The organism is Bacillus sp. JZ39 (assembly GCF_053903145.1).
Map to the genome: position 1 here is coordinate 1,648,749 of NZ_CP096389.1, position 21,270 is coordinate 1,670,018.

The 21,270-nt window shown below is 41.4% G+C and carries 23 protein-coding genes; all 23 read left to right on the forward strand.

Going from position 1 to position 21,270, the window contains the following annotated elements; translation table 11 throughout:
* The first annotated feature begins 30 nt into the window (after positions 1 to 30).
* The 23 genes from sucC (at position 31) to fliL (ending at position 21,250) form a co-directional block, all read left to right on the forward strand.
* Positions 31 to 1,188 (forward strand): ADP-forming succinate--CoA ligase subunit beta, encoded by a 1,158-nt coding sequence (gene sucC / locus M1D65_RS08620; protein WP_003244732.1) that lies wholly within the window; start codon positions 31 to 33, stop codon positions 1,186 to 1,188.
* 28 nt (positions 1,189 to 1,216) lie between these two features.
* On the forward strand, positions 1,217 to 2,119 hold the full coding sequence (sucD, locus tag M1D65_RS08625; protein WP_024572248.1) for a succinate--CoA ligase subunit alpha: 903 nt from the start codon (positions 1,217 to 1,219) through the stop codon (positions 2,117 to 2,119).
* A 60-nt stretch (positions 2,120 to 2,179) separates the two neighbouring features.
* Positions 2,180 to 3,073, forward strand: a complete 894-nt coding sequence (dprA, locus tag M1D65_RS08630) for a DNA-processing protein DprA (protein WP_038828237.1) — start codon at positions 2,180 to 2,182, stop codon at positions 3,071 to 3,073.
* A 187-nt stretch (positions 3,074 to 3,260) separates the two neighbouring features.
* Positions 3,261 to 5,336, forward strand: a complete 2,076-nt coding sequence (gene topA, locus M1D65_RS08635; protein WP_003245599.1) for a type I DNA topoisomerase — start codon at positions 3,261 to 3,263, stop codon at positions 5,334 to 5,336.
* A gap of 75 nt (positions 5,337 to 5,411) precedes the next feature.
* Positions 5,412 to 6,719, forward strand: coding sequence for an FADH(2)-oxidizing methylenetetrahydrofolate--tRNA-(uracil(54)-C(5))-methyltransferase TrmFO (gene trmFO / locus M1D65_RS08640; RefSeq protein ID WP_015715883.1), 1,308 nt, complete (start codon positions 5,412 to 5,414; stop codon positions 6,717 to 6,719).
* Between the two features lie 67 nt (positions 6,720 to 6,786).
* Positions 6,787 to 7,701 (forward strand): tyrosine recombinase XerC, encoded by a 915-nt coding sequence (gene xerC / locus M1D65_RS08645; RefSeq protein WP_003231988.1) that lies wholly within the window; start codon positions 6,787 to 6,789, stop codon positions 7,699 to 7,701.
* 12 nt (positions 7,702 to 7,713) lie between these two features.
* The gene (gene clpQ / locus M1D65_RS08650; RefSeq protein ID WP_003238555.1) at positions 7,714 to 8,259 is read left to right on the forward strand and encodes an ATP-dependent protease subunit ClpQ; all 546 of its coding nucleotides are present in this window, start codon (positions 7,714 to 7,716) and stop codon (positions 8,257 to 8,259) included.
* A gap of 16 nt (positions 8,260 to 8,275) precedes the next feature.
* A complete protein-coding gene (gene hslU / locus M1D65_RS08655; RefSeq protein ID WP_014476801.1) occupies positions 8,276 to 9,679 on the forward strand; it encodes an HslU--HslV peptidase ATPase subunit in 1,404 nt (467 codons plus the stop codon).
* A 39-nt stretch (positions 9,680 to 9,718) separates the two neighbouring features.
* A complete protein-coding gene (gene codY, locus M1D65_RS08660) occupies positions 9,719 to 10,498 on the forward strand; it encodes a GTP-sensing pleiotropic transcriptional regulator CodY (RefSeq protein WP_003220850.1) in 780 nt (259 codons plus the stop codon).
* Positions 10,499 to 10,877: 379 nt separating this feature from the next.
* Positions 10,878 to 11,267, forward strand: coding sequence for a flagellar basal body rod protein FlgB (gene flgB / locus M1D65_RS08665; protein WP_003245656.1), 390 nt, complete (start codon positions 10,878 to 10,880; stop codon positions 11,265 to 11,267).
* Positions 11,267 to 11,719 (forward strand): flagellar basal body rod protein FlgC, encoded by a 453-nt coding sequence (flgC, locus tag M1D65_RS08670; RefSeq protein ID WP_021479294.1) that lies wholly within the window; start codon positions 11,267 to 11,269, stop codon positions 11,717 to 11,719. Before flgB ends, flgC begins: the two co-directional genes overlap by 1 nt.
* A 10-nt stretch (positions 11,720 to 11,729) precedes the next feature.
* Entirely contained in the window at positions 11,730 to 12,050 is a 321-nt protein-coding gene (fliE, locus tag M1D65_RS08675; protein WP_003238544.1) for a flagellar hook-basal body complex protein FliE, read from the forward strand.
* A 45-nt stretch (positions 12,051 to 12,095) separates the two neighbouring features.
* Positions 12,096 to 13,706: a flagellar basal-body MS-ring/collar protein FliF gene (fliF, locus tag M1D65_RS08680; protein WP_043940114.1), complete on the forward strand. Its 1,611-nt coding sequence runs from the start codon at positions 12,096 to 12,098 to the stop codon at positions 13,704 to 13,706.
* A 12-nt stretch (positions 13,707 to 13,718) separates the two neighbouring features.
* Positions 13,719 to 14,735, forward strand: a complete 1,017-nt coding sequence (fliG, locus tag M1D65_RS08685) for a flagellar motor switch protein FliG (protein WP_003231981.1) — start codon at positions 13,719 to 13,721, stop codon at positions 14,733 to 14,735.
* Positions 14,728 to 15,480, forward strand: a complete 753-nt coding sequence (fliH, locus tag M1D65_RS08690; RefSeq protein WP_003244804.1) for a flagellar assembly protein FliH — start codon at positions 14,728 to 14,730, stop codon at positions 15,478 to 15,480. Before fliG ends, fliH begins: the two co-directional genes overlap by 8 nt.
* Entirely contained in the window at positions 15,477 to 16,793 is a 1,317-nt protein-coding gene (gene fliI, locus M1D65_RS08695; protein ID WP_014479783.1) for a flagellar protein export ATPase FliI, read from the forward strand. The genes fliH and fliI overlap by 4 nt, the downstream gene beginning before the upstream one ends.
* Before the next feature lie 2 nt (positions 16,794 to 16,795).
* A complete protein-coding gene (gene fliJ / locus M1D65_RS08700; RefSeq protein WP_003231977.1) occupies positions 16,796 to 17,239 on the forward strand; it encodes a flagellar export protein FliJ in 444 nt (147 codons plus the stop codon).
* An 11-nt stretch (positions 17,240 to 17,250) separates the two neighbouring features.
* Entirely contained in the window at positions 17,251 to 17,865 is a 615-nt protein-coding gene (locus M1D65_RS08705; protein WP_032725699.1) for a MotE family protein, read from the forward strand.
* Between the two features lie 12 nt (positions 17,866 to 17,877).
* Positions 17,878 to 19,341 (forward strand): flagellar hook-length control protein FliK, encoded by a 1,464-nt coding sequence (locus tag M1D65_RS08710; RefSeq protein ID WP_124073218.1) that lies wholly within the window; start codon positions 17,878 to 17,880, stop codon positions 19,339 to 19,341.
* On the forward strand, positions 19,338 to 19,760 hold the full coding sequence (gene flgD / locus M1D65_RS08715; RefSeq protein WP_003231970.1) for a flagellar hook assembly protein FlgD: 423 nt from the start codon (positions 19,338 to 19,340) through the stop codon (positions 19,758 to 19,760). The genes M1D65_RS08710 and flgD overlap by 4 nt, the downstream gene beginning before the upstream one ends.
* Before the next feature lie 21 nt (positions 19,761 to 19,781).
* Positions 19,782 to 20,576 carry a flagellar basal body rod protein FlgG gene (gene flgG, locus M1D65_RS08720; RefSeq protein ID WP_014476809.1) on the forward strand — a complete coding sequence of 265 codons (795 nt, stop codon included), beginning with the start codon at positions 19,782 to 19,784 and terminating at the stop codon, positions 20,574 to 20,576.
* 39 nt (positions 20,577 to 20,615) lie between these two features.
* Positions 20,616 to 20,831, forward strand: coding sequence for a swarming motility protein SwrD (gene swrD / locus M1D65_RS08725; protein WP_003231966.1), 216 nt, complete (start codon positions 20,616 to 20,618; stop codon positions 20,829 to 20,831).
* Positions 20,828 to 21,250, forward strand: a complete 423-nt coding sequence (gene fliL / locus M1D65_RS08730) for a flagellar basal body-associated protein FliL (protein ID WP_003231964.1) — start codon at positions 20,828 to 20,830, stop codon at positions 21,248 to 21,250. Before swrD ends, fliL begins: the two co-directional genes overlap by 4 nt.
* The last annotated feature ends 20 nt before the right edge of the window (positions 21,251 to 21,270 follow it).

Here is a 21,270-nt window from a genome sequence, read left to right on the forward strand (position 1 = left end):
GTTTTGTTACATAAGTTAGGAGGATGGGAAATGAATATCCATGAGTACCAGGGAAAAGAAGTCCTCAGAAAATATGGGGTATCTGTTCCTGAAGGTAAAGTGGCTTTTACAGCAGAAGAAGCAGTTGAGAGTGCAAAGAGCTTATCCAGCTCGGTTTATGTCGTAAAGGCTCAAATTCATGCTGGCGGTCGAGGCAAAGCTGGTGGGGTAAAAATAGCAAAATCATTAGACGAAGTAAAAGCGTATGCCGAAGAACTATTAGGGAAGACCCTAGTTACACATCAGACGGGTCCGGACGGCCAAGTAATAAAACGCTTACTTATTGAAGAAGGCTGCGATATTAAAAAAGAATATTACATCGGTCTAGTGCTTGACCGCGCCACTTCAAGAATCGTTTTAATGGCTTCTGAAGAAGGCGGAACGGAAATTGAAGAGGTTGCGGAGAAAACACCAGAAAAAATCAAAAAAGCTGTCATTGATCCGGCTGTTGGCCTTCAAGGCTATCAAGCCAGAGAAATTGCATTCGCTATTAATATTCCAAAAGAGCTCGTGGGAAAAGCTGCTAAATTTATGCTTGGACTATATAAAGCGTTTGTTGAGAAAGACTGCTCAATCGCCGAAATCAATCCGCTTGTTGTGACTGGCGACGGAAATGTGATGGCGCTTGATGCAAAATTGAATTTTGACAGCAATGCGTTGTACCGACAAAAGGACATTATGGAATACAGAGATTTGGATGAAGAAGATCCGAAAGAAATTGAAGCGTCCAAATATGATCTAAGCTACATTTCCCTTGATGGAAATATCGGCTGTATGGTAAACGGCGCGGGACTTGCAATGTCTACGATGGATATTATCAAGCATTATGGAGGAGAACCGGCCAACTTCCTTGATGTGGGCGGCGGTGCAACCGCGGAAAAAGTCACGGAAGCATTTAAAATCATTCTTTCTGATCAAAACGTTAAAGGGATTTTTGTCAACATTTTCGGCGGCATTATGAAATGTGATGTCATCGCAGAAGGGGTTGTTGAAGCGACTAGACAAGTTGGTTTGACATTGCCGCTTGTCGTCCGTCTTGAAGGCACAAACGTGGATCTAGGGAAGAAAATCCTTAGTGAATCAGGATTAAACATTACATCTGCGGAATCAATGGCTGACGGCGCGCAGAAAATCGTATCCTTAGTTTAAGAAAGAATGAAAGGCAGGGGACCAAATAATGAGTGTTTTCATTAATAAAGATACAAGAGTTATTGTGCAAGGGATTACAGGTTCTACCGCTTTATTTCATACGAAGCAGATGCTTGAATACGGCACAAATATCGTTGGCGGTGTAACACCTGGAAAAGGCGGAACAGAAGTGGAAGGTGTTCCTGTATTTAATACAGTGGCTGAAGCAGTTCAAACGACCGGCGCTAACGCGTCTGTTATATATGTGCCCGCACCGTTTGCAGCTGATGCGATTATGGAAGCGGTAGATGCGGAGCTTGATCTCGTGATTTGTATCACAGAACATATCCCGGTTTTGGATATGGTGAAGGTCAAACGCTTCATGGAAGGCAAGAAAACGAGACTGATAGGGCCGAACTGTCCTGGTGTCATTACGCCTGAAGAGTGTAAAATCGGCATTATGCCCGGATACATCCATAAAAAGGGTCATGTAGGCGTTGTATCACGTTCAGGAACATTAACATACGAAGCGGTGCACCAGCTCTCAGAAGCGGGTGTAGGGCAATCTACAGCTGTTGGAATCGGCGGCGACCCTGTAAATGGAACAAACTTTATTGACGTTTTAAAAGCGTTTAACGAAGATCCTGACACACACGCAGTCATCATGATTGGCGAAATCGGCGGTACGGCCGAAGAGGAAGCGGCAGAGTGGGTAAAAGCCAACATGACAAAACCGGTAGTCGGTTTTATCGGCGGTAAAACAGCACCTCCTGGGAAGCGCATGGGGCATGCAGGCGCCATTATTTCCGGCGGAAAAGGGACAGCTGATGAAAAAATCAAAACCCTTAATGCATGCGGAATCGAAGTTGCAGAGACACCTTCTGTCATGGGTGAAACCTTAATCAAGGTGCTGAAAGAGAAGAACTTGTTCGAAACTTGTAAAACGCATTAATAAAAAAGGGACAGCCGTCAAGGCTGTTCCTGCTTTTTCTAACAAAAGGAGGTCAATCTATTGGATCAGGCCGCTGCCTGCCTAACGATTTGCAGAATCAATCAATTATTATCCCCATCCCTTCTATTAAAATGGTGGAAAGCCGATCCGTCTATGTCGCTGACATCACCTGTGTTACAAACGGTTACTCGTGATCAAATAAAAGCAGCTGCATTAAAAAACGAAATAGAACAACTTTATCCAAAGCTCCAGCGTGTACTTGCTGCTTATCGTGAGCAAGGCATTAACACCATCCCTATTTCTTCAAAGCAATATCCTTTCTGGCTTAAAAGCATTTATGATCCCCCCGCCGTACTGTTTGCAAAAGGTGATATGACTCTTCTTTCGAAAGGGAGAAAAATTGGAATTGTAGGGACAAGAAATCCAACAGCTTATGGGAAACAAGTTGTCAATCATCTTACAAAAGAGATCTGTCGTAAAGGTTGGGTGATTGTCAGCGGACTGGCGTCTGGGATAGACGGAATGTCCCATGCTGCAAGTATTAAGGCGAAGGGGCGGACAATTGGCGTCATTGCAGGCGGATTTCAGCACATTTATCCCCGAGAAAACCTTCAGTTAGCAGCTCACATGGCTAAACACCATATCCTGCTGTCAGAGCACCCACCTGAAACTAAACCCCAAAAATGGCATTTCCCTATGAGAAACCGTATTATCAGCGGACTAAGTGAAGGCGTTATTGTCGTTCAGGGCAAAGAAAAAAGCGGTTCGCTGATTACTGCCTATCAAGCATTGGAACAAGGGAGAGAGGTATTTGCCGTACCCGGTTCATTGTTTGACCCTTACGCCGGAGGTCCTATAAAACTGATCCAGCAGGGGGCTAAAGCCATATGGTCAGCAGAGGATATTTTCGAGGAACTTCCTGAGAGAAACGTTCAATATACGGAACCCTTTTGAATTATCGTTTGACAAACGGTATTGTAATATTTAATAATAGTGAGGATTTAAAGTTGCATATTGTTTTCTATTTAATTAATGACGTTCATGATAAAGAATGAAATGTTGAAAGCCAAATAAAGACAGCTGCAAAAATAAAATTGAAATATCTTGAAAAGAGAGAGAACACCTCTTGAGGGGGATGAAAATGTCTGATTATCTAGTCATCGTGGAATCGCCCGCTAAGGCGAAAACGATTGAACGTTACTTAGGTAAAAAATATAAAGTAAAAGCATCAATGGGACATGTCCGGGATCTTCCAAAAAGTCAAATGGGAGTTGACATAGAACAGAATTTTGAACCGAAATATATTACCATTCGAGGTAAAGGCCCGGTATTAAAAGAGCTGAAAACGGCTGCGAAAAAAGCCAAAAAAGTGTATCTCGCAGCCGACCCCGACAGAGAAGGGGAAGCGATTGCATGGCATTTGGCACACAGTCTTGATTTAGATCTGAACTCAGACTGCCGTGTGGTGTTTAACGAAATTACAAAAGACGCTATTAAGGAATCGTTTAAGCATCCCCGCATGATTAATATGGATTTAGTGGATGCACAGCAAGCGAGACGTATTTTAGACAGGCTTGTGGGATATAAAATCAGTCCAATCTTATGGAAAAAAGTCAAAAAAGGGCTTAGCGCAGGACGCGTGCAATCCGTTGCCCTCCGTTTGATTATTGACCGTGAAAAAGAGATTAACGACTTTAAGCCTGAGGAATATTGGACAATTGACGGTACGTTCTTAAAAGGTCAAGAAACCTTTGAAGCGAGCTTTTTCGGGAAAAACGGCAAAAAACTTCCTTTAAATAGTGAAGCTGATGTAAAAGAGATTCTTTCTCAGCTCAAAGGGAATCAATATACAGTTGAAAAAGTAACCAAAAAGGAACGCAAACGTAATCCTGCTTTGCCTTTTACCACTTCTACCCTGCAGCAGGAAGCGGCTCGCAAGCTCAATTTCAGAGCGAAAAAAACGATGATGATTGCACAGCAATTATATGAAGGAATTGATTTAGGAAGAGAAGGAACGGTTGGGCTGATCACGTATATGAGAACGGATTCAACCCGTATTTCAAATACGGCTGTTGATGAAGCAGCTGCATTTATTGATCAGACATATGGAAAAGAGTTCCTAGGCGGAAAACGGAAGCCTGCGAAAAAGAATGAAAATGCCCAGGATGCCCACGAAGCAATTCGGCCGACATCAGTTCTTAGAAAACCAAGTGAATTAAAAGCAGTCCTCGGCAGAGACCAAATGAGACTGTATAAATTAATTTGGGAGCGTTTTGTTGCCAGCCAAATGGCACCGGCTGTTCTCGATACAATGAGTGTCGACCTGACAAACAACGGTTTGACATTTCGTGCAAATGGAAGTAAAGTCAAGTTTTCCGGGTTTATGAAGGTGTATGTTGAAGGAAAAGACGATCAAATGGAAGAAAAAGACCGGATGCTGCCTGACTTACAAGAAGGCGACACGGTATTATCAAAAGATATAGAACCTGAGCAGCATTTTACCCAGCCGCCTCCGCGATATACTGAGGCCCGGCTTGTTAAAACCCTTGAAGAACGCGGTATCGGCCGTCCATCCACATATGCTCCGACACTTGATACTATTCAGCGGCGCGGCTACGTGGCATTGGATAATAAACGTTTCGTTCCGACTGAATTAGGTCAGATCGTTCTTGACTTGATCATGGAGTTTTTCCCTGAGATCATTAACGTTGAGTTTACAGCTAAAATGGAGAGAGATCTTGATCATGTTGAAGAAGGAAATACCGAATGGGTCAAGATTATCGATAATTTCTACACCGATTTTGAAAAACGCGTGAAAAAAGCCGAATCGGAAATGAAGGAAGTTGAGATTGAACCAGAGTATGCTGGAGAGGATTGTGAATTGTGCAGTTCTCCAATGGTATATAAAATGGGACGGTACGGTAAATTCTTAGCTTGCTCCAACTTCCCTGACTGCCGGAACACGAAACCGATTGTGAAACAAATTGGTGTGAAGTGCCCGAGCTGCGGAGAAGGAAACATTGTTGAGCGAAAATCGAAAAAGAAACGGGTGTTTTACGGCTGTGACCGTTATCCGGACTGTGAATTCGTATCATGGGACAAACCAATTGAACGAAAATGCCCGAAATGCGGAAAAATGCTCGTCGAGAAAAAACTCAAAAAAGGCATACAAGTCCAATGCGTGGAATGCGATTATAAGGAAGAACCACAGAAGTAGCGGTGAGCAGGGTCTTGCTCACCTTCTTTGTGTGTTAAAAGAAGGCCTTGAATAATAAACTAGGAGATGTGAAAGATGAACCAACGAACAGTGAATGTAATCGGAGCCGGACTTGCAGGAAGTGAAGCAGCATGGCAGCTTGCCAAACGGGGGATTCAAGTCAAATTGTATGAAATGCGTCCAGTTAAACAAACGCCTGCGCACCATACAGATAAATTTGCAGAGCTTGTCTGCAGCAACTCTCTTCGCTCTAATACGCTTGCTAACGCTGTCGGTGTATTAAAGGAAGAAATGCGTGCACTTGATTCAGCTATTATCGCTGCGGCTGACGAATGTTCGGTGCCTGCCGGGGGCGCTCTTGCAGTAGACCGTCATGAATTTGCCGCAAGTGTGACAAATCGGGTGAAAAATCATCCAAACGTAACCGTTATTAATGAAGAAGTGACTGAAATTCCTGAAGGCCCTACTATCATCGCAACGGGTCCGTTAACATCTGAATCGCTGTCTGCCCAGCTGAAGGAGCTGACTGGAGAGGACTATTTATATTTTTATGACGCAGCGGCGCCGATTGTAGAAAAAGACAGCCTTGATATGGATAAAGTGTATCTGAAATCCCGTTATGATAAAGGTGAAGCAGCATATTTGAACTGCCCGATGACAGAAGAAGAGTTTGACCGTTTTCATGAAGCATTAACATCAGCAGAAACAGTGCCGTTAAAAGAATTTGAAAAAGAGATTTTCTTTGAAGGCTGCATGCCGATTGAAGTCATGGCAAAACGGGGTAAGAAAACAATGCTTTTCGGTCCGATGAAACCGGTTGGTCTAGAGCATCCTGTTACAGGAAAACGCCCTTATGCCGTCGTTCAGCTCAGACAGGATGATGCTGCGGGAACACTTTATAATATTGTAGGATTCCAGACTCATTTAAAATGGGGAGACCAAAAGGAAGTTCTCAAGTTGATTCCAGGACTTGAAAATGTAGAAATCGTCAGATATGGCGTGATGCATAGAAACACATTTATTAACTCTCCTAGCCTGTTAAAGCCGACTTATCAATTTAAAAACCGCAGTGATCTGTTCTTTGCAGGCCAAATGACGGGAGTAGAAGGATATGTGGAATCAGCTGCCTCAGGACTTGTAGCAGGCATTAATGCGGCGAAGCTTGTATTGGGAGAAGAGCTTGTGATCTTCCCTCAGGAAACAGCAATTGGCAGTATGGCACATTATATTACAACAACAAACCAGAAGAACTTCCAGCCGATGAATGCAAACTTTGGGCTTTTGAAAGAATTGCCAGTTAAAATTAAAAATAAAAAAGAACGAAATGAACAATACGCGAACCGTGCGATTGAAACAATTCAAACAATTTCGAAAACAATATAGGTATTGATTGCAACCTGAGCGCGATTTGTGATACCATTTAAAAGCCCTTCCTGGGGAGGTATTAGGCATGGAGAATGTTAAGAATTTCGTAAAGTTATTCGTTGAATATTTACAAATTGAAAAAAATTATTCACAATATACTATTGTGAATTATGTGGATTCAATTGAAGAATTCGAGACTTTCCTGCGCGTTCAAGGTATAAATGGATTTGAAGAAGCTGCATATCAAGATACTAGGATTTTTTTGACAGAAGCCTATGAAAAAGGTTTATCGAGAAGAACAATAAGCAAAAAGATATCTGCATTAAGAAGCTTTTATAAGTTTCTGATGCGGGAAAAGCTTATTGAAGAAAATCCGTTTCAGCTTGTTCATCTGCCAAAACAGGAGAAACGGATACCGAAGTTTCTATATCAAAAAGAGCTTGAGGAGCTGTTTGAAGTTTCAGATATAAGCCAGCCGGCCGGAATGAGGGATCAAGCGCTGTTAGAGCTGCTCTATGCCACCGGAATGAGGGTCAGTGAATGCTGTTCCATAACTATTAACGACGTTGATTTATTTATGGACACTGTGCTTGTTCACGGCAAAGGCAAGAAGCAGCGCTATATCCCCTTTGGGTCTTATGCCCGCGAAGCGTTGAAGGTATACATGAATAGCGGAAGACAGTGCTTGCTGATGAAGGCAAAAGAACCTCATGATCTATTATTCGTAAATCAAAGAGGCGGACCGCTTACAGCCCGTGGCATCAGACATATTTTAAGCGGGCTTGTTCAAAAAGCGTCAAGCACTTTACATATCCATCCGCATATGCTTCGACATACGTTCGCCACGCATCTGTTAAATGAAGGAGCGGATTTGAGAAGCGTTCAAGAACTGCTCGGGCATTCCAATCTGTCTTCTACACAGATATACACGCACGTTTCGAAGGAAATGTTGAGAAACACATATATGTCTCACCATCCAAGAGCATTTAAGAAAAATTAAAGGAGGCCCTTTATGTCATCTTTTCATGCGACCACAATATTTGCCGTACAGCATAAAGGACGAAGCGCTATGTCCGGAGACGGCCAAGTAACATTTGGTCAGGCTGTTGTCATGAAACACACGGCACGGAAAGTGAGAAAACTGTTTAACGGCAAAGTTCTTGCTGGCTTTGCGGGATCTGTTGCAGACGCTTTCACTTTATTCGAAAAGTTTGAAGCTAAGCTTGAAGAATATAACGGCAACTTAAAACGGGCGGCTGTTGAGCTTGCGAAGGAATGGCGCAGTGATAAAGTGCTAAGAAAGCTCGAAGCCATGCTGATTGTTATGAATCAGGATACTTTGCTTCTCGTATCGGGAACAGGCGAGGTGATCGAACCAGATGACGGCATTCTCGCGATTGGATCAGGAGGCAATTACGCTTTGGCAGCGGGAAGAGCTCTGAAAAAGCATGCCGGGGAAAGCATGTCTGCAAGTGAGATTGCCAGAGCCGCGTTAGAAACAGCAGGCGAAATTTGTGTTTACACGAACGATCAAATCATACTGGAAGAGCTTGAATAGAAAGGACTTGAGGCGCATGGAAAAAAAACCGTTAACTCCTAGACAGATTGTAGATCGGTTAGACCAATATATTGTCGGTCAGCAAAATGCGAAAAAAGCTGTCGCCGTGGCATTAAGAAACCGCTATAGAAGAAGTCTTCTGGATGAAAAGCTGAAGGACGAGGTCGTTCCGAAAAACATTTTAATGATGGGTCCTACCGGCGTCGGGAAAACTGAAATTGCCAGACGAATCGCTAAGCTTTCAGGTGCGCCATTTATCAAAATTGAAGCTACTAAATTTACCGAAGTCGGCTATGTAGGCAGAGATGTTGAATCAATGGTCAGAGATCTTGTGGAGACTTCTGTTCGGCTTATCAAAGAAGAGAAAATGAATGAAGTAAAGGAACAGGCAGAAGAAAATGCAAATAAACGCATTGTTCGTCTGTTAGTTCCCGGGAAGAAAAAACAATCTGGCGTTAAAAATCCGTTTGAAATGTTTTTTGGAGGCAGCCAGCCGAATGGTGAAGATGAGGCGGAGAGCCAGGAAGAAGCAAACATCGAAGAAAAAAGAAAACGAATGGCACATCAGCTGGCTTTAGGAGAGCTCGAAGACTACTATGTAACAGTAGAAGTCGAAGAGCAGCAGCCTTCTATGTTTGACATGCTGCAGGGCTCGGGTATGGAGCAGATGGGTATGAACATGCAGGATGCGCTGAGCGGATTAATGCCAAAGAAAAAGAAACGGCGCAAAATGACAGTCAGAGAAGCCAGAAAAGTCCTGACGAATGAAGAAGCAAGCAAACTCATCGATATGGATGAAGTCAGCCAGGAAGCTGTTCAGAGAGCAGAAGAGAGCGGGATTATCTTTATCGATGAGATTGATAAAATCGCAAAGAACGGCGGTGCATCTTCTTCTGCCGATGTTTCAAGAGAAGGCGTTCAGCGGGATATCCTGCCGATTGTTGAGGGCTCAACCGTTGTCACAAAATATGGTTCTGTAAAAACAGACCATGTATTATTTATTGCAGCAGGAGCGTTTCATATGGCCAAACCGTCTGATTTGATTCCTGAGCTGCAGGGGCGTTTCCCGATTCGTGTAGAACTGAACAAACTCACGGTAGACGACTTCGTGAGAATTTTGGTTGAGCCGGATAATGCGCTGCTGAAACAATATCAGGCATTATTGCAGACAGAAGGTATATCTCTAGAATTTTCTGACGAAGCTATTCATAAGATTGCTGAAGTTGCTTATCATGTGAACCAGGACACAGATAATATCGGTGCGAGACGCCTTCATACAATACTTGAACGCCTATTAGAAGATTTGTCGTTTGAAGCTCCAGATGTAACGATGGAGAAAATAACGATTACACCTCAGTATGTCGAAGAAAAGCTCGGAACGATAGCCAAAAACAAAGATTTAAGTCAATTTATATTGTGAAAAATTTAATATGAGGAATGTTTAGGAGGATTATTTATCATGGCTTTATTACAAAAAACAAGAATTATTAACTCCATGCTGCAAGCTGCGGCAGGGAAACCGGTAAACTTCAAGGAAATGGCGGAGACGCTGCGGGATGTAATTGATTCCAATATTTTCGTTGTAAGCCGCAGAGGGAAACTCCTTGGGTATTCTATTAACCAGCAAATTGAAAATGATCGTATGAAAAAAATGCTTGAGGATCGTCAATTCCCTGAAGAGTATACGAAAAATCTGTTTAATGTCCCTGAAACATCTTCTAACTTGGATATTAATAGTGAATATACTGCTTTCCCTGTTGAGAACAGAGATCTGTTCCAAGCTGGTTTAACAACAATTGTGCCGATCATCGGAGGCGGGGAAAGATTAGGAACACTTATTCTTTCACGTTTACAAGATCAATTCAATGACGATGACTTAATTCTAGCTGAATACGGCGCAACAGTTGTCGGAATGGAAATCCTAAGAGAAAAAGCAGAAGAAATTGAAGAGGAAGCAAGAAGCAAAGCTGTCGTACAAATGGCTATCAGCTCGCTTTCTTACAGTGAGCTTGAAGCAATTGAGCACATTTTTGAGGAGCTTGACGGAAACGAAGGTCTTCTTGTTGCAAGTAAAATTGCTGACCGTGTCGGCATTACCCGTTCTGTTATTGTGAACGCACTCAGAAAGCTGGAGAGCGCCGGTGTTATCGAGTCTAGATCATTAGGAATGAAAGGTACTTATATCAAGGTGCTAAACAACAAATTCTTAATTGAATTAGAAAATCTAAAATCTCATTAATCACAAAAAGAACCCTTTTTGAGGGTTCTTTTTTTATTTCAAATAAAGGAAATCAATAAGCTTTATTTCCTGGGTTGAAAGTCTTTCTATGTAATAATTTTAATAAATTTTGCATTTTTCTTCAAAAAGTTTCAAAAATGCCGAAAAGAAAGGAGAAAAAACAGAAATTCTGCTATTTTCAGGCTTATATCAAGGCGAGAAATGTAGTTCTAACAATCTAGGACTTTATACCTAGTTGTAAAATAGATAATTGTGAGGACATTTTTTTACACGAACTTCATAGACTTTATGCCTGTTATTTCTTACAATAAGCATATAGTTTTACAATTCTCGACAAGGATATTGAGGGTGAAAAAAACTGAAATGGGGGTAAGTGGATTTGAGCTTATTTTCTGGAACGATACAAAATCTTGAAAATGCCTTGAGTAGAGCGGATATTAAGCAAAAAGTCATAACTAATAATATCGCCAATATAGATACACCGAACTATAAGGCAAAAAAAGTCTCTTTCCAAAATTTATTAGATCAAGAATCTTCGCGTCTTGAAGCGATAAAAACAGACTATCGTCATGTTGATTTTTCTGATACTGATTCGAATTATTCAATTGTTGCGAGCGGAGATACATCGTATCAGCAAAACGGAAACAATGTTGATGTTGACAAAGAGATGACAGAATTGGCGCAAAATCAAATCAACTATCAAGCTTTGGTTGAAAGAATGAACGGTAAATTTAATTCGCTGAAGACCGTATTAACAGGAGGAAAATGATGACAGCTTTTCATAGCTTAAATGTTTCAGCATCGGCTTTAACAGCTCAGCGAGTCAGAATGGACGTTGTATCATCTAACTTAGCAAATATGGATACGACAAGAGCTAAGCAGGTGAATGGAGAGTGGGTGCCTTACAGAAGGAAAATGGTCTCCCTTCAGTCAAAAGGTGAATCGTTCTCTTCCATTCTCAATTCTCAAATGAGCGGAAGCGGTAGTGCTGGAAACGGTGTGAAGGTTTCAAAAATTACGGAGGATGATTCGGATTTTAATCTTGTCTATGATCCGACAGACCCTGATGCAAACGCTGAAGGATATGTACAAAAGCCTAATGTTGATCCATTAAAGGAAATGGTTGATCTTGTCAGCAGCACCAGATCATATGAGGCGAATGTCACGGCGATGAATGCTACAAAGGGAATGCTGATGAAGGCATTAGAAATCGGAAAGTAGGTGAATGAATGTGATTAATGCAATTTCTCCTTTTCAGGTTCAAAATACTCAAAACACTCAAAATGCAACAAATCAAGTAAACAATAGCCAAAAAACAGATTCTTCAAATCAAACAAGCTTTTCGGAGCTTTTAAAAAACTCTATTAGTTCGTTAAATGAGTCCCAAGTAGCTTCTGACAACATGACTAATGCCTTGGCTGCAGGAAAAGATGTAAATCTTGATGAGGTCATGATCGCTGCTCAAAAAGCTAGCATCTCTCTAACTGCAGCAACAGAGTTCCGCAATAAAGCTGTGGAAGCTTATCAGGAGATTATGAGAATGCAAATGTAGGGGGTCTGACGATTTAGAGAAAGAGTGGAATGACCGGGGGTTAACATGAATCGTACTCTAATGCAAATGAAAAACAAAACGAGTGAGTTTTGGAAAAATAGATCTAAACTACAAAAGATTTTAATGGTTAGTGCTTTAGCGGCAATTATTATTATTGGAATTATTATTAGTGTTTTTGCTTCAAATTCTAAAATGGCGCCGCTGTACAAAGATTTGTCTGCCGAAGAAGCAGGACAAATCAAAAAAGAATTGGATGCAAAAAAAGTTCCAAACGAACTTTCGAATGGCGGTACAGTGATTAGTGTTCCGGAGGATCAGGTTGATTCTTTGAAAGTGCAGATGGCTGCAGAAGGACTTCCTAAAACGGGATCAATTGATTATTCGTTTTTTGGACAGAATGCCGGCTTTGGTTTGACAGACAATGAGTTTGATATGGTGAAAGTGAAAGCTACACAGACAGAACTGTCAAACTTGATCAATGAAATGGACGGTATTAAAAATTCAAAAGTAATGATTAATCTCCCGAAAGACGCTGTGTTTGTCGGTGAGGAGCAATCTGCAGCATCTGCATCAATCGTTCTGCAGATTCAACCGGGTTATACACTTGATCAAAGCCAAATCAACGGATTATATCATCTGGTATCTAAAAGCGTGCCAAACCTAAAAGAAGATAACATCGTCATCATGGACCAAAATTCTACATACTACGACAAATCAGACAGCGATGCAGGGTCCTACGCGGATAGTTATTCTTCTCAGCAAGGAATTAAGTCTCAAGTTGAAAAAGACATTCAAAAACATGTACAGTCACTGCTGGGTACGATGATGGGCCAAGATAAAGTCGTTGTCTCCGTTACAGCAGACATTGATTTCACAAAAGAAAATCGGACAGAAGACATTGTCGAACCTGTGGATAAAGAAAACATGGAAGGTATTGCAGTCAGCGCTGAAAAGGTATCTGAAACATATCAGGGCGACGGTGCAGCCAACGGCGGAACTGCCGGAACCGGCGAGGAAGATGTTACAAATTATAAGGCTGACGGTGAAAATACCGAAAGCGGGAACTACGAAAAAAACAGCAACAAAATCAATTACGAGGTTAACCGAATTCATAAAGAAATCGCTGAAAGTCCTTATAAGGTCAGAGATTTAGGGATTCAAGTAATGGTAGAGCCGCCTGATGCCAAAAACACTGCGTCGCTATCAACTGAAAGACAGGATGATATACAAAAAATCCTTTCAACTGTAGTCAGAACATCTTTGGATAAAGATGAAACGCAAAATCAGAATTTATCTGATGCTGATATCAATAATAAGATTGTTGTTTCCGTTCAGCCATTCGACGGAAAAGTCAATTTGGATACAAATACGGAAGAATCCTCAGGTATCCCGCTGTGGGCATATATTGTAGGCGGTGTTTTAATCGCAGCGATCATTGTTCTGATCATTATGCTTATCAGAAAGAAACGGGCGCAAGAGGATGAATTTGAGGAATATGAGTATGAGGTTCCTCAAGAACCAATCAATTTGCCTGATATCAACGAAGAGGAAAATGAAACAGCGGAATCAGTCAGACGAAAACAGCTTGAAAAGATGGCGAAAGACAAGCCGGAAGATTTTGCAAAACTGCTGAGAAGCTGGCTGGCCGAGGATTAGGAGGAATTAGAAATGGCGAGACGTGATCAAGATAAGCTTACAGGAAAACAAAAAGCAGCCATTCTCATGATTTCCTTGGGGTTAGATGTGTCAGCTTCTGTCTATAAGCACTTAACCGATGAAGAAATTGAAAGGCTTACTCTGGAAATATCAGGTGTTCGAAGCGTCGATCATCAAAAAAAGGATGAAATCATAGAAGAATTTCATAATATAGCCATTGCGCAAGATTATATTTCTCAAGGCGGTTTAAGCTATGCAAGACAAGTTCTGGAAAAGGCGCTTGGAGAGGATAAGGCGGAGAACATTCTAAACAGGCTGACTTCTTCTTTGCAGGTTAAACCATTTGATTTTGCCAGAAAAGCGGAGCCTGAACAAATTTTGAATTTTATCCAGCAAGAGCATCCGCAGACGATGGCGTTAATCTTGTCTTATTTAGATCCAGTGCAGGCTGGGCAAATTTTATCCGAGCTGAATCCTGAAGTACAGGCTGAGGTTGCGAGAAGAATCGCGGTCATGGATAGAACGTCTCCAGAAATAATTAATGAGGTAGAACGGATTCTGGAACAAAAATTATCTTCTGCATTTACTCAGGATTATACACAAACAGGCGGAATTGAAGCTGTTGTGGAAGTGTTAAACGGGGTAGACAGAGGGACAGAGAAGACGATCTTGGATTCATTGGAAATTCAGGATCCCGATCTTGCTGAAGAGATTAAAAAGCGGATGTTTGTCTTCGAAGATATTGTCACACTTGATAACCGTGCCATTCAGAGAGTCATTCGCGATGTTGAGAACGACGATTTGCTCCTTTCATTAAAGGTTGCAAGCGAGGAAGTCAAAGAAATTGTATTCAACAATATGTCACAGCGTATGGTTGAAACCTTCAAAGAAGAAATGGAATTTATGGGCCCTGTACGCTTGAAAGATGTAGAAGAAGCTCAATCGAGAATTGTAAGCATCGTCAGAAAGCTTGAAGAAGCCGGTGAAATTGTGATAGCAAGAGGCGGAGGGGATGATATTATTGTCTAATATCATTAAACAAGAATCATCTATTTCTCCACAAAAGGAAAAAAGAAAACTTTCTATACAAGAGGTGCGTATTGATCATTCTCACCTTTTGCAGGCTGAAGAGAACCCGGAGGCGCTTATGGCCCGAGTGAAAGAGGAAGCTGACCGGATTTCTGAGCAGGCAAACAGTCATATAGAAAATATTCGCCGTCAAATTGAACAGGAGAAAAACGATTGGGCGGCTGAAAAACAGAAGCTTATTGAAGAAGCAAAAGCCGAGGGCTTTGAACAAGGAGTAGCGCTGGGCAAAGCTGAGGCAATGAAACAGTATGCCGAACTGATCGGCCAAGCAAACAGTATAACTGAAATGTCCAGAAAAGCTGTTGAGGACAAGCTTGAAGACGCTAATGAAGAAATCGTTGAGCTTGCCGTTGCCCTAGCAAAAAAAGTTTGGCAGCAAAAGTCTGATGATAAAGAGGCTTTCCTCCTGCTTGTACAACAGGTTATAAACGAAGTGAAGGAATATGACGATATATCAATTTATGTTGATCCATATTACTATGAGACAATCTTTCAGCAAAAAGATGAAATCCAGCAGCTTCTTTATAAAGAATGCCGGCTTGGCATATATGCTGATGAAAAAGCTCAAAAAGGAACCTGTTATATTGAAACTCCTTTTGGCAGGGTAGATGCGAGTGTTGACACACAATTGATGCAATTGAAAGATAAACTTCTGACAGCGCTGGAAGCAGGTGCAGCTGAATGAAGACACAGAGTCTGATAGATTGTATAGAAATGACAGACTCGTATAAACGGTACGGAAAAGTCAAGCGGGTAATCGGCCTGATGATTGAATCAAAAGGGCCAGCAAGCTCAATTGGCGACGTGTGCCTGATTTATGCAAAAGGACAATCTGGGAAAGTCATTAAAGCTGAGGTAGTCGGCTTCCAGGAAGAAAATATTTTGCTTATGCCTTATTTAGAGGCTGCGAGCATTGCACCTGGCAGCATTGTAGAAGCTACTGGGGAATCACTTCGGGTTAAAGTTGGAACCGGACTGATCGGACAAGTCATCGATGCTTTTGGAGAACCGCTTGACGGAAAACTTCTGCCGAAAGGGCTTTCGCCTGTATCGACGGAGCAATCACCGCCCAACCCGATGAAACGACCGCCTATCCGTGAAAAGATGGGTGTTGGAGTCAGATCAATTGACAGCTTGCTGACAGTCGGGAAAGGCCAGCGGATTGGAATTTTTGCAGGAAGCGGTGTCGGAAAAAGCACATTAATGGGGATGATCGCCAAGCAGACAGAGGCTGACTTAAACGTCATTGCACTTGTCGGAGAACGCGGACGAGAGGTTCGGGAGTTTATTGAAAAAGATCTTGGGAAAGAGGGGCTGAAACGATCGATTGTAGTTGTTGCCACCTCAGACCAGCCAGCATTAATGAGATTGAAAGCGGCATATACAGCGACTGCAATTGCCGAGTATTTCCGAGATAAAGGCCAAAATGTCATGTTTATGATGGATTCTGTTACAAGGGTGGCAATGGCGCAGCGAGAGATTGGATTGGCTGCCGGAGAGCCTCCGACAACAAAAGGCTATACACCTTCAGTGTTCGCTATTTTACCTCGTTTACTAGAACGAACAGGTGCAAACGAGCATGGAACCATTACGGCATTTTATACAGTGTTGGTAGACGGGGATGACATGAATGAGCCGATTGCCGATACTGTACGCGGAATTTTAGACGGACATATTGTGTTGGACAGGGCGCTTGCCAATAAAGGCCAGTTTCCTGCAGTTAACGTACTAAAAAGCATCAGCAGGGTGATGTCAAACATTTCAACAAAACAGCATCTGGATGCGGCAAATAAATTCCGTGAACTTTTATCGACATATCAAAATTCGGAAGACCTCATTAATATCGGAGCTTACAAAAGAGGATCATCCAGAGAAATTGATGAAGCGATACAATTTTATCCGCAGCTTATTCAATTTTTAAAGCAGGGAACAGACGAACCGGCTTTATTGGAAGAAAGCATTGCTGTATTAACTAGTTTGACAGGAAATGAGGAATAAACGTGGCTTATCAATTTAGATTCCAAAAGCTACTGGAACTAAAAGAAAATGAAAAAGACCAATCCTTGTCCGAGTATCAGCAATCAGTTTCTGAATTTGAAAACGTTGCTGAAAAATTATATGAAAATATGAGCAAAAAAGAATTGCTAGAACAAAATAAGGAAAAGAAATTAAAAAGCGGCATGAGTGTACAAGAAATGAGGCACTACCAACAATTTGTCTCAAATCTTGATAATACGATCTATCACTATCAAAAGCTTGTCATTATGAAAAGAAATCAAATGAATCAAAAACAAGAAATTTTGACAGAGAAAAACATTGAAGTGAAAAAGTTTGAAAAAATGCGTGAAAAACAGTTTAAAATGTTTGCTCTTGAAGATAAAGCTGCAGAAATGAAAGAAATGGACGATATTTCGATTAAGCAGTTTATGATTCAAGGCCATTAGGAGCGAATGTAATGTCCGGCAAAAAGAAAGAATCAGGTAAGTTCCGTTCGGTTTTGCTTATCATTATCCTCCCGCTGATGTTTCTACTAATCGCAGGGGGGATTGTTCTTTGGGCTGCTGGTATCAATGTCTTAAAGCCGATACAGGATGCTGCGGCAAAAACGCCGGTTCTTAAAGAATTGGTCCCTGAAACCGAAAATAAAAAAGACACAGCATCAAATAAGGATAGCAGTAATACAGCAGCTCTGGAAAAGACCATTAAGGATCAAAAAAGTGAAATCGGTATATTGAATAAAGATTTAGAAACAAGTAAATCGGAAATCGATAGGCTCAATCAAAAGATCCGTTCACTTGAAAAGACAGCTGAGGATCAAAAAAAGTCATCAGAAGATCATACTGAAGGATCAGCAGACTCGAAAGCTTCATCTGAAAATGACAAAGTGATCAGTGTGTACAAAAGCATGGACAGCGGAAAGGCTGCTAAAATTATTGCCCAATTAAAGGAGAAAGAAGCACTGAAAATATTGAATGGCCTAAGCAAAAAGCAGCTTGCTGACATATTGGCGAAAATGACTCCTGAGCAAGCAGCAACCTATACAGAAAAAATTGCTGCCAGCCAAGAATAGGGGGAATGAAAGGTGAAGCTGCTTGAATTAGCGGGACCTTTGCTGCAAACCACAACGGGTTTTGCCGCTAAAAACATGAAAAGTAGCCGGGGAGTTTTTCAAAACTGGCTTATTTCTGAGGCAGGATTGAAGGAACTCTCAGAACAAGGAAAGGGAACTCCTAATTCCGAAGATCAGCTTTTAGCAGATGCGCTTAAAAAGATCGGTGAATGGCTAAATGCAAGTCCTGAAGACCAAGACAAACAAAATGCGGATCTTTTGCAAACATTAAGCAAACTGACAGGGAAGCAATTGGATGCGAATGCTCTGCAAATAATGCAAAATCTTTTGCAAGCAGTTGAATCAAAAATGTCAGACGGGACGGATCAATTGCTCACAGAAACGGAGAAAATCTTTTCAGAAGCTAAAACGGCTCGGAATGCCAATGATTCTGTTTCTGACATTAATGGAGCACTGAAGTCGGATACAGAGCAATCAAATCAGGAAAATGAAGTATCCGATGCTGCTAAAGAGCTTATCTATATCCAGATGTTCATTAGCCAGCTCGTAGAAGGGAATAAGCTGACTGATCGCGGGAATGGCAATGAAGCTCATGCCATTTACCAAAATGGAGATCAATTCCTATCTGCATTAGAAAAAAAGGGTGTATCTCAACAACTCATTCAGGATCTTAAACAGCAAATATTCACTAAAGCTGAGTCAAGTTCAAAACTTTACTCCATGACAGCGTCAGAGCTGAAAAGTTTTCAAAGCTTAATGGACCAAATGTCTATGCTTCCTCAAAAAGGGACCAAAGAATGGAGTCTAGCTGAAAGCCAGCTGAAAGCCTTCTTGTTATCGAAATCATCCGAATCATCACAAGACTTTGGGAAGCGTGTTCTCACACCGCTTTCGCAGAGTTCATCCAGCAAAAATGCATCGGATGTTTCTGGAAGTTTTCAGCCTGTAGATAGTAAATCAGGACTCCAAATGCTGTTTTCGGGGCATCGGAGCATAGGAGGAGTTCAAACACTTGATCTGCAGCAGATGTCATCTGATATACCAAATGCCGAAACAAAAACGGTGGCTGATCAAGTGATTAATGCGTGGAAGCAGATGAAATATACGCCTTTCGGCAGATCGACGGGAAGTTTCACTATTCGGCTGAACCCTGAACATTTAGGATTTGTCACAATCAAGCTGACAAATGAAAATGGAATGTTTCAGAGTAAAATCATAGCATCTAGCCAATCAGCAAAAGAATTGCTTGAACAGCATCTTCCTCAGCTGAAGCAATCATTGCCGAATATGGCCGTCCAAATTGACCGTTTTACTCTTCCGGTCCAAAGCGGGGATCAGCCGATATACGGCCAGCTTGCTGATGAACAGAAACAGCAGCAAGAGGGGCAGAGACAGCAAAGACAGAAGAAGCAATCAAATGATTTTGGCGATCTGCTCGATGAAGTGTCGATGGTTGAAATGGAGGAAGAAGAATGACTTCTATAAGTTCAGAATATAAACTGCCTGAAAAAACGAACACTGTGTCGACGAACAACAGCAGCTTGGGGAAAGACGAGTTTTTAAAAATATTAATGACTCAAGTTCAAAACCAAGATCCGCTTAACCCGATTGACGATAAAGAATTTATCAGCCAGATGGCGACTTTTTCAAGCTTGGAGCAAATGATGAATCTGAATACGACAATGACTCAATTCGTTGAAAACCAAGATCCGTTTACAACGTATGTTGATTGGATGGGAAAAGAAGTATCTTGGACTGATGGTAAAAGTGCAACAGATAAAACAGGCACAGTAAGCTCTGTTAAACATTTTAAAGGAAATTATTATCTCGTTCTTGATGATGGGACCGAGATCAGTCCTGCGAATGTCATGTCTGTGGGACAATCATCTAAATAAAAACATCTGGGGGAATATATTATGTTACGTTCACTTTATTCTGGAATCAGCGGTATGAAAAACTTTCAAACAAAGCTTGACGTAATCGGTAACAACATTGCCAACGTAAATACAGTAGGATTCAAAAAGAGCCGTGTGACCTTTAAAGATATGGTAAGCCAAACGATTGCCGGCGGTTCTGCTGCTGGTGCAACAATCGGCGGAACAAACTCTAAGCAAATCGGTTTAGGTTCATCATCTGGCACAATTGATACAATTCATTCAACAAGCGCGACACAAAGTACAGGAAGAACACTTGATTTAGCAATTGACGGCGACGGTTACTTCCGAATTGATACAGGCGCCGGAACAGCTTATACAAGAGCTGGAAACTTCTATTTAGATAACACTGGAACATTGGTTACAGGTGATGGCTACCATGTGTTAAATATGAATGGCGGAACAATTAAAATTCCTACTGATGCACAAAGCTTCACTATCGGTTCTGATGGTAAGGTATCGATCGTTGATGCCGGAGGTCAATCACAAGACGGCGGACAAATCGGGATTGTGACTTTTGCAAACAGTGATGGATTGGATAAAATCGGGAGCAACTTATACCGTGAATCTTTAAACTCTGGTACGGCCAGTGCAGCCAACCAGCCTGGTGATGGCGGTACAGGTTCCCTTAAAGTGGGGTTTCTCGAAATGTCTAACGTCGATTTAACTGACGAATTTACTGAAATGATCGTAGCCCAGCGCGGATTCCAATCAAACTCAAAAATTATTACAACATCTGATGAAATCCTTCAAGAACTGGTTAACCTTAAACGTTAAGGAGGGAGGGGAGGCGAGTAATCGCTTCTCCGCTGTTTTATGATTAAAGTAACCCGTTTGAACGGGCAGCCCTTTACACTGAATGCGCTATTTATTGAACAGATTGAATGTTTTCCGGATACTACAATTACTCTGTCAAATGGTAAGAAGTTTGTAGTAAAAGAAGATGAAGAAGCTGTTCTGGAAAAGATCGCAGCTTTCTACCGAAAAATACAAATATTTGCAATGGATCAAGGAATAGAGGAACCGGAATGAAGAAAAAGTTAATGATCATATTACTAATTATTCTTATCGTAATTGGTGCTCTCGGGGCGGCGGCTTATTTTGTTTTAGGCGGAAAGTCCGAAAAAAGTGAAGCGAAAAAAAGTATTGATGAAATCGTTGCGTCTTCTGTTGATGTAGAAGAGATCACAACAAATTTAAAGTCTGATAACATTATCCGTCTTGCTATTAAACTTGAAACTGATTCTGATAAATCAAAAGAAGAACTTGAGAAACGTGATTTCCAAGTGAAAGACGCTGTTATATCACTGCTGGCTGATACGAATGCTGATCAGATTGAGGGAGACAAGGGAAAAGAAACCTTTAAGAAGGAACTAAAAGATAAAATAAATAGCTACCTCCAAGAAGGAAAAGTAGAAAAAGTGTATATTACCTCCTTTAATCTGCAATAAAGCATAATTTGACAGAATAC

What these genes read in the sequence shown, in the direction of transcription:
- sucC (WP_003244732.1), top strand. Translation starts at nt 31, where the DNA reads ATGAATATCCATGAGTACCAGGGAAAAGAAGTCCTCAGAAAATATGGG.
- xerC (WP_003231988.1), top strand. Translation starts at nt 6,787, where the DNA reads ATGGAGAATGTTAAGAATTTCGTAAAGTTATTCGTTGAATATTTACAA.
- hslU (WP_014476801.1), top strand. Translation starts at nt 8,276, where the DNA reads ATGGAAAAAAAACCGTTAACTCCTAGACAGATTGTAGATCGGTTAGAC.
- flgG (WP_014476809.1), top strand. Translation starts at nt 19,782, where the DNA reads ATGTTACGTTCACTTTATTCTGGAATCAGCGGTATGAAAAACTTTCAA.
- fliL (WP_003231964.1), top strand. Translation starts at nt 20,828, where the DNA reads ATGAAGAAAAAGTTAATGATCATATTACTAATTATTCTTATCGTAATT.
- fliI (WP_014479783.1), top strand. Translation starts at nt 15,477, where the DNA reads ATGAAGACACAGAGTCTGATAGATTGTATAGAAATGACAGACTCGTAT.
- fliG (WP_003231981.1), top strand. Translation starts at nt 13,719, where the DNA reads ATGGCGAGACGTGATCAAGATAAGCTTACAGGAAAACAAAAAGCAGCC.
- clpQ (WP_003238555.1), top strand. Translation starts at nt 7,714, where the DNA reads ATGTCATCTTTTCATGCGACCACAATATTTGCCGTACAGCATAAAGGA.
- swrD (WP_003231966.1), top strand. Translation starts at nt 20,616, where the DNA reads ATGATTAAAGTAACCCGTTTGAACGGGCAGCCCTTTACACTGAATGCG.
- fliF (WP_043940114.1), top strand. Translation starts at nt 12,096, where the DNA reads ATGAATCGTACTCTAATGCAAATGAAAAACAAAACGAGTGAGTTTTGG.
- M1D65_RS08705 (WP_032725699.1), top strand. Translation starts at nt 17,251, where the DNA reads ATGTCCGGCAAAAAGAAAGAATCAGGTAAGTTCCGTTCGGTTTTGCTT.
- topA (WP_003245599.1), top strand. Translation starts at nt 3,261, where the DNA reads ATGTCTGATTATCTAGTCATCGTGGAATCGCCCGCTAAGGCGAAAACG.
- flgD (WP_003231970.1), top strand. Translation starts at nt 19,338, where the DNA reads ATGACTTCTATAAGTTCAGAATATAAACTGCCTGAAAAAACGAACACT.
- flgC (WP_021479294.1), top strand. Translation starts at nt 11,267, where the DNA reads ATGACAGCTTTTCATAGCTTAAATGTTTCAGCATCGGCTTTAACAGCT.
- trmFO (WP_015715883.1), top strand. Translation starts at nt 5,412, where the DNA reads ATGAACCAACGAACAGTGAATGTAATCGGAGCCGGACTTGCAGGAAGT.
- codY (WP_003220850.1), top strand. Translation starts at nt 9,719, where the DNA reads ATGGCTTTATTACAAAAAACAAGAATTATTAACTCCATGCTGCAAGCT.
- sucD (WP_024572248.1), top strand. Translation starts at nt 1,217, where the DNA reads ATGAGTGTTTTCATTAATAAAGATACAAGAGTTATTGTGCAAGGGATT.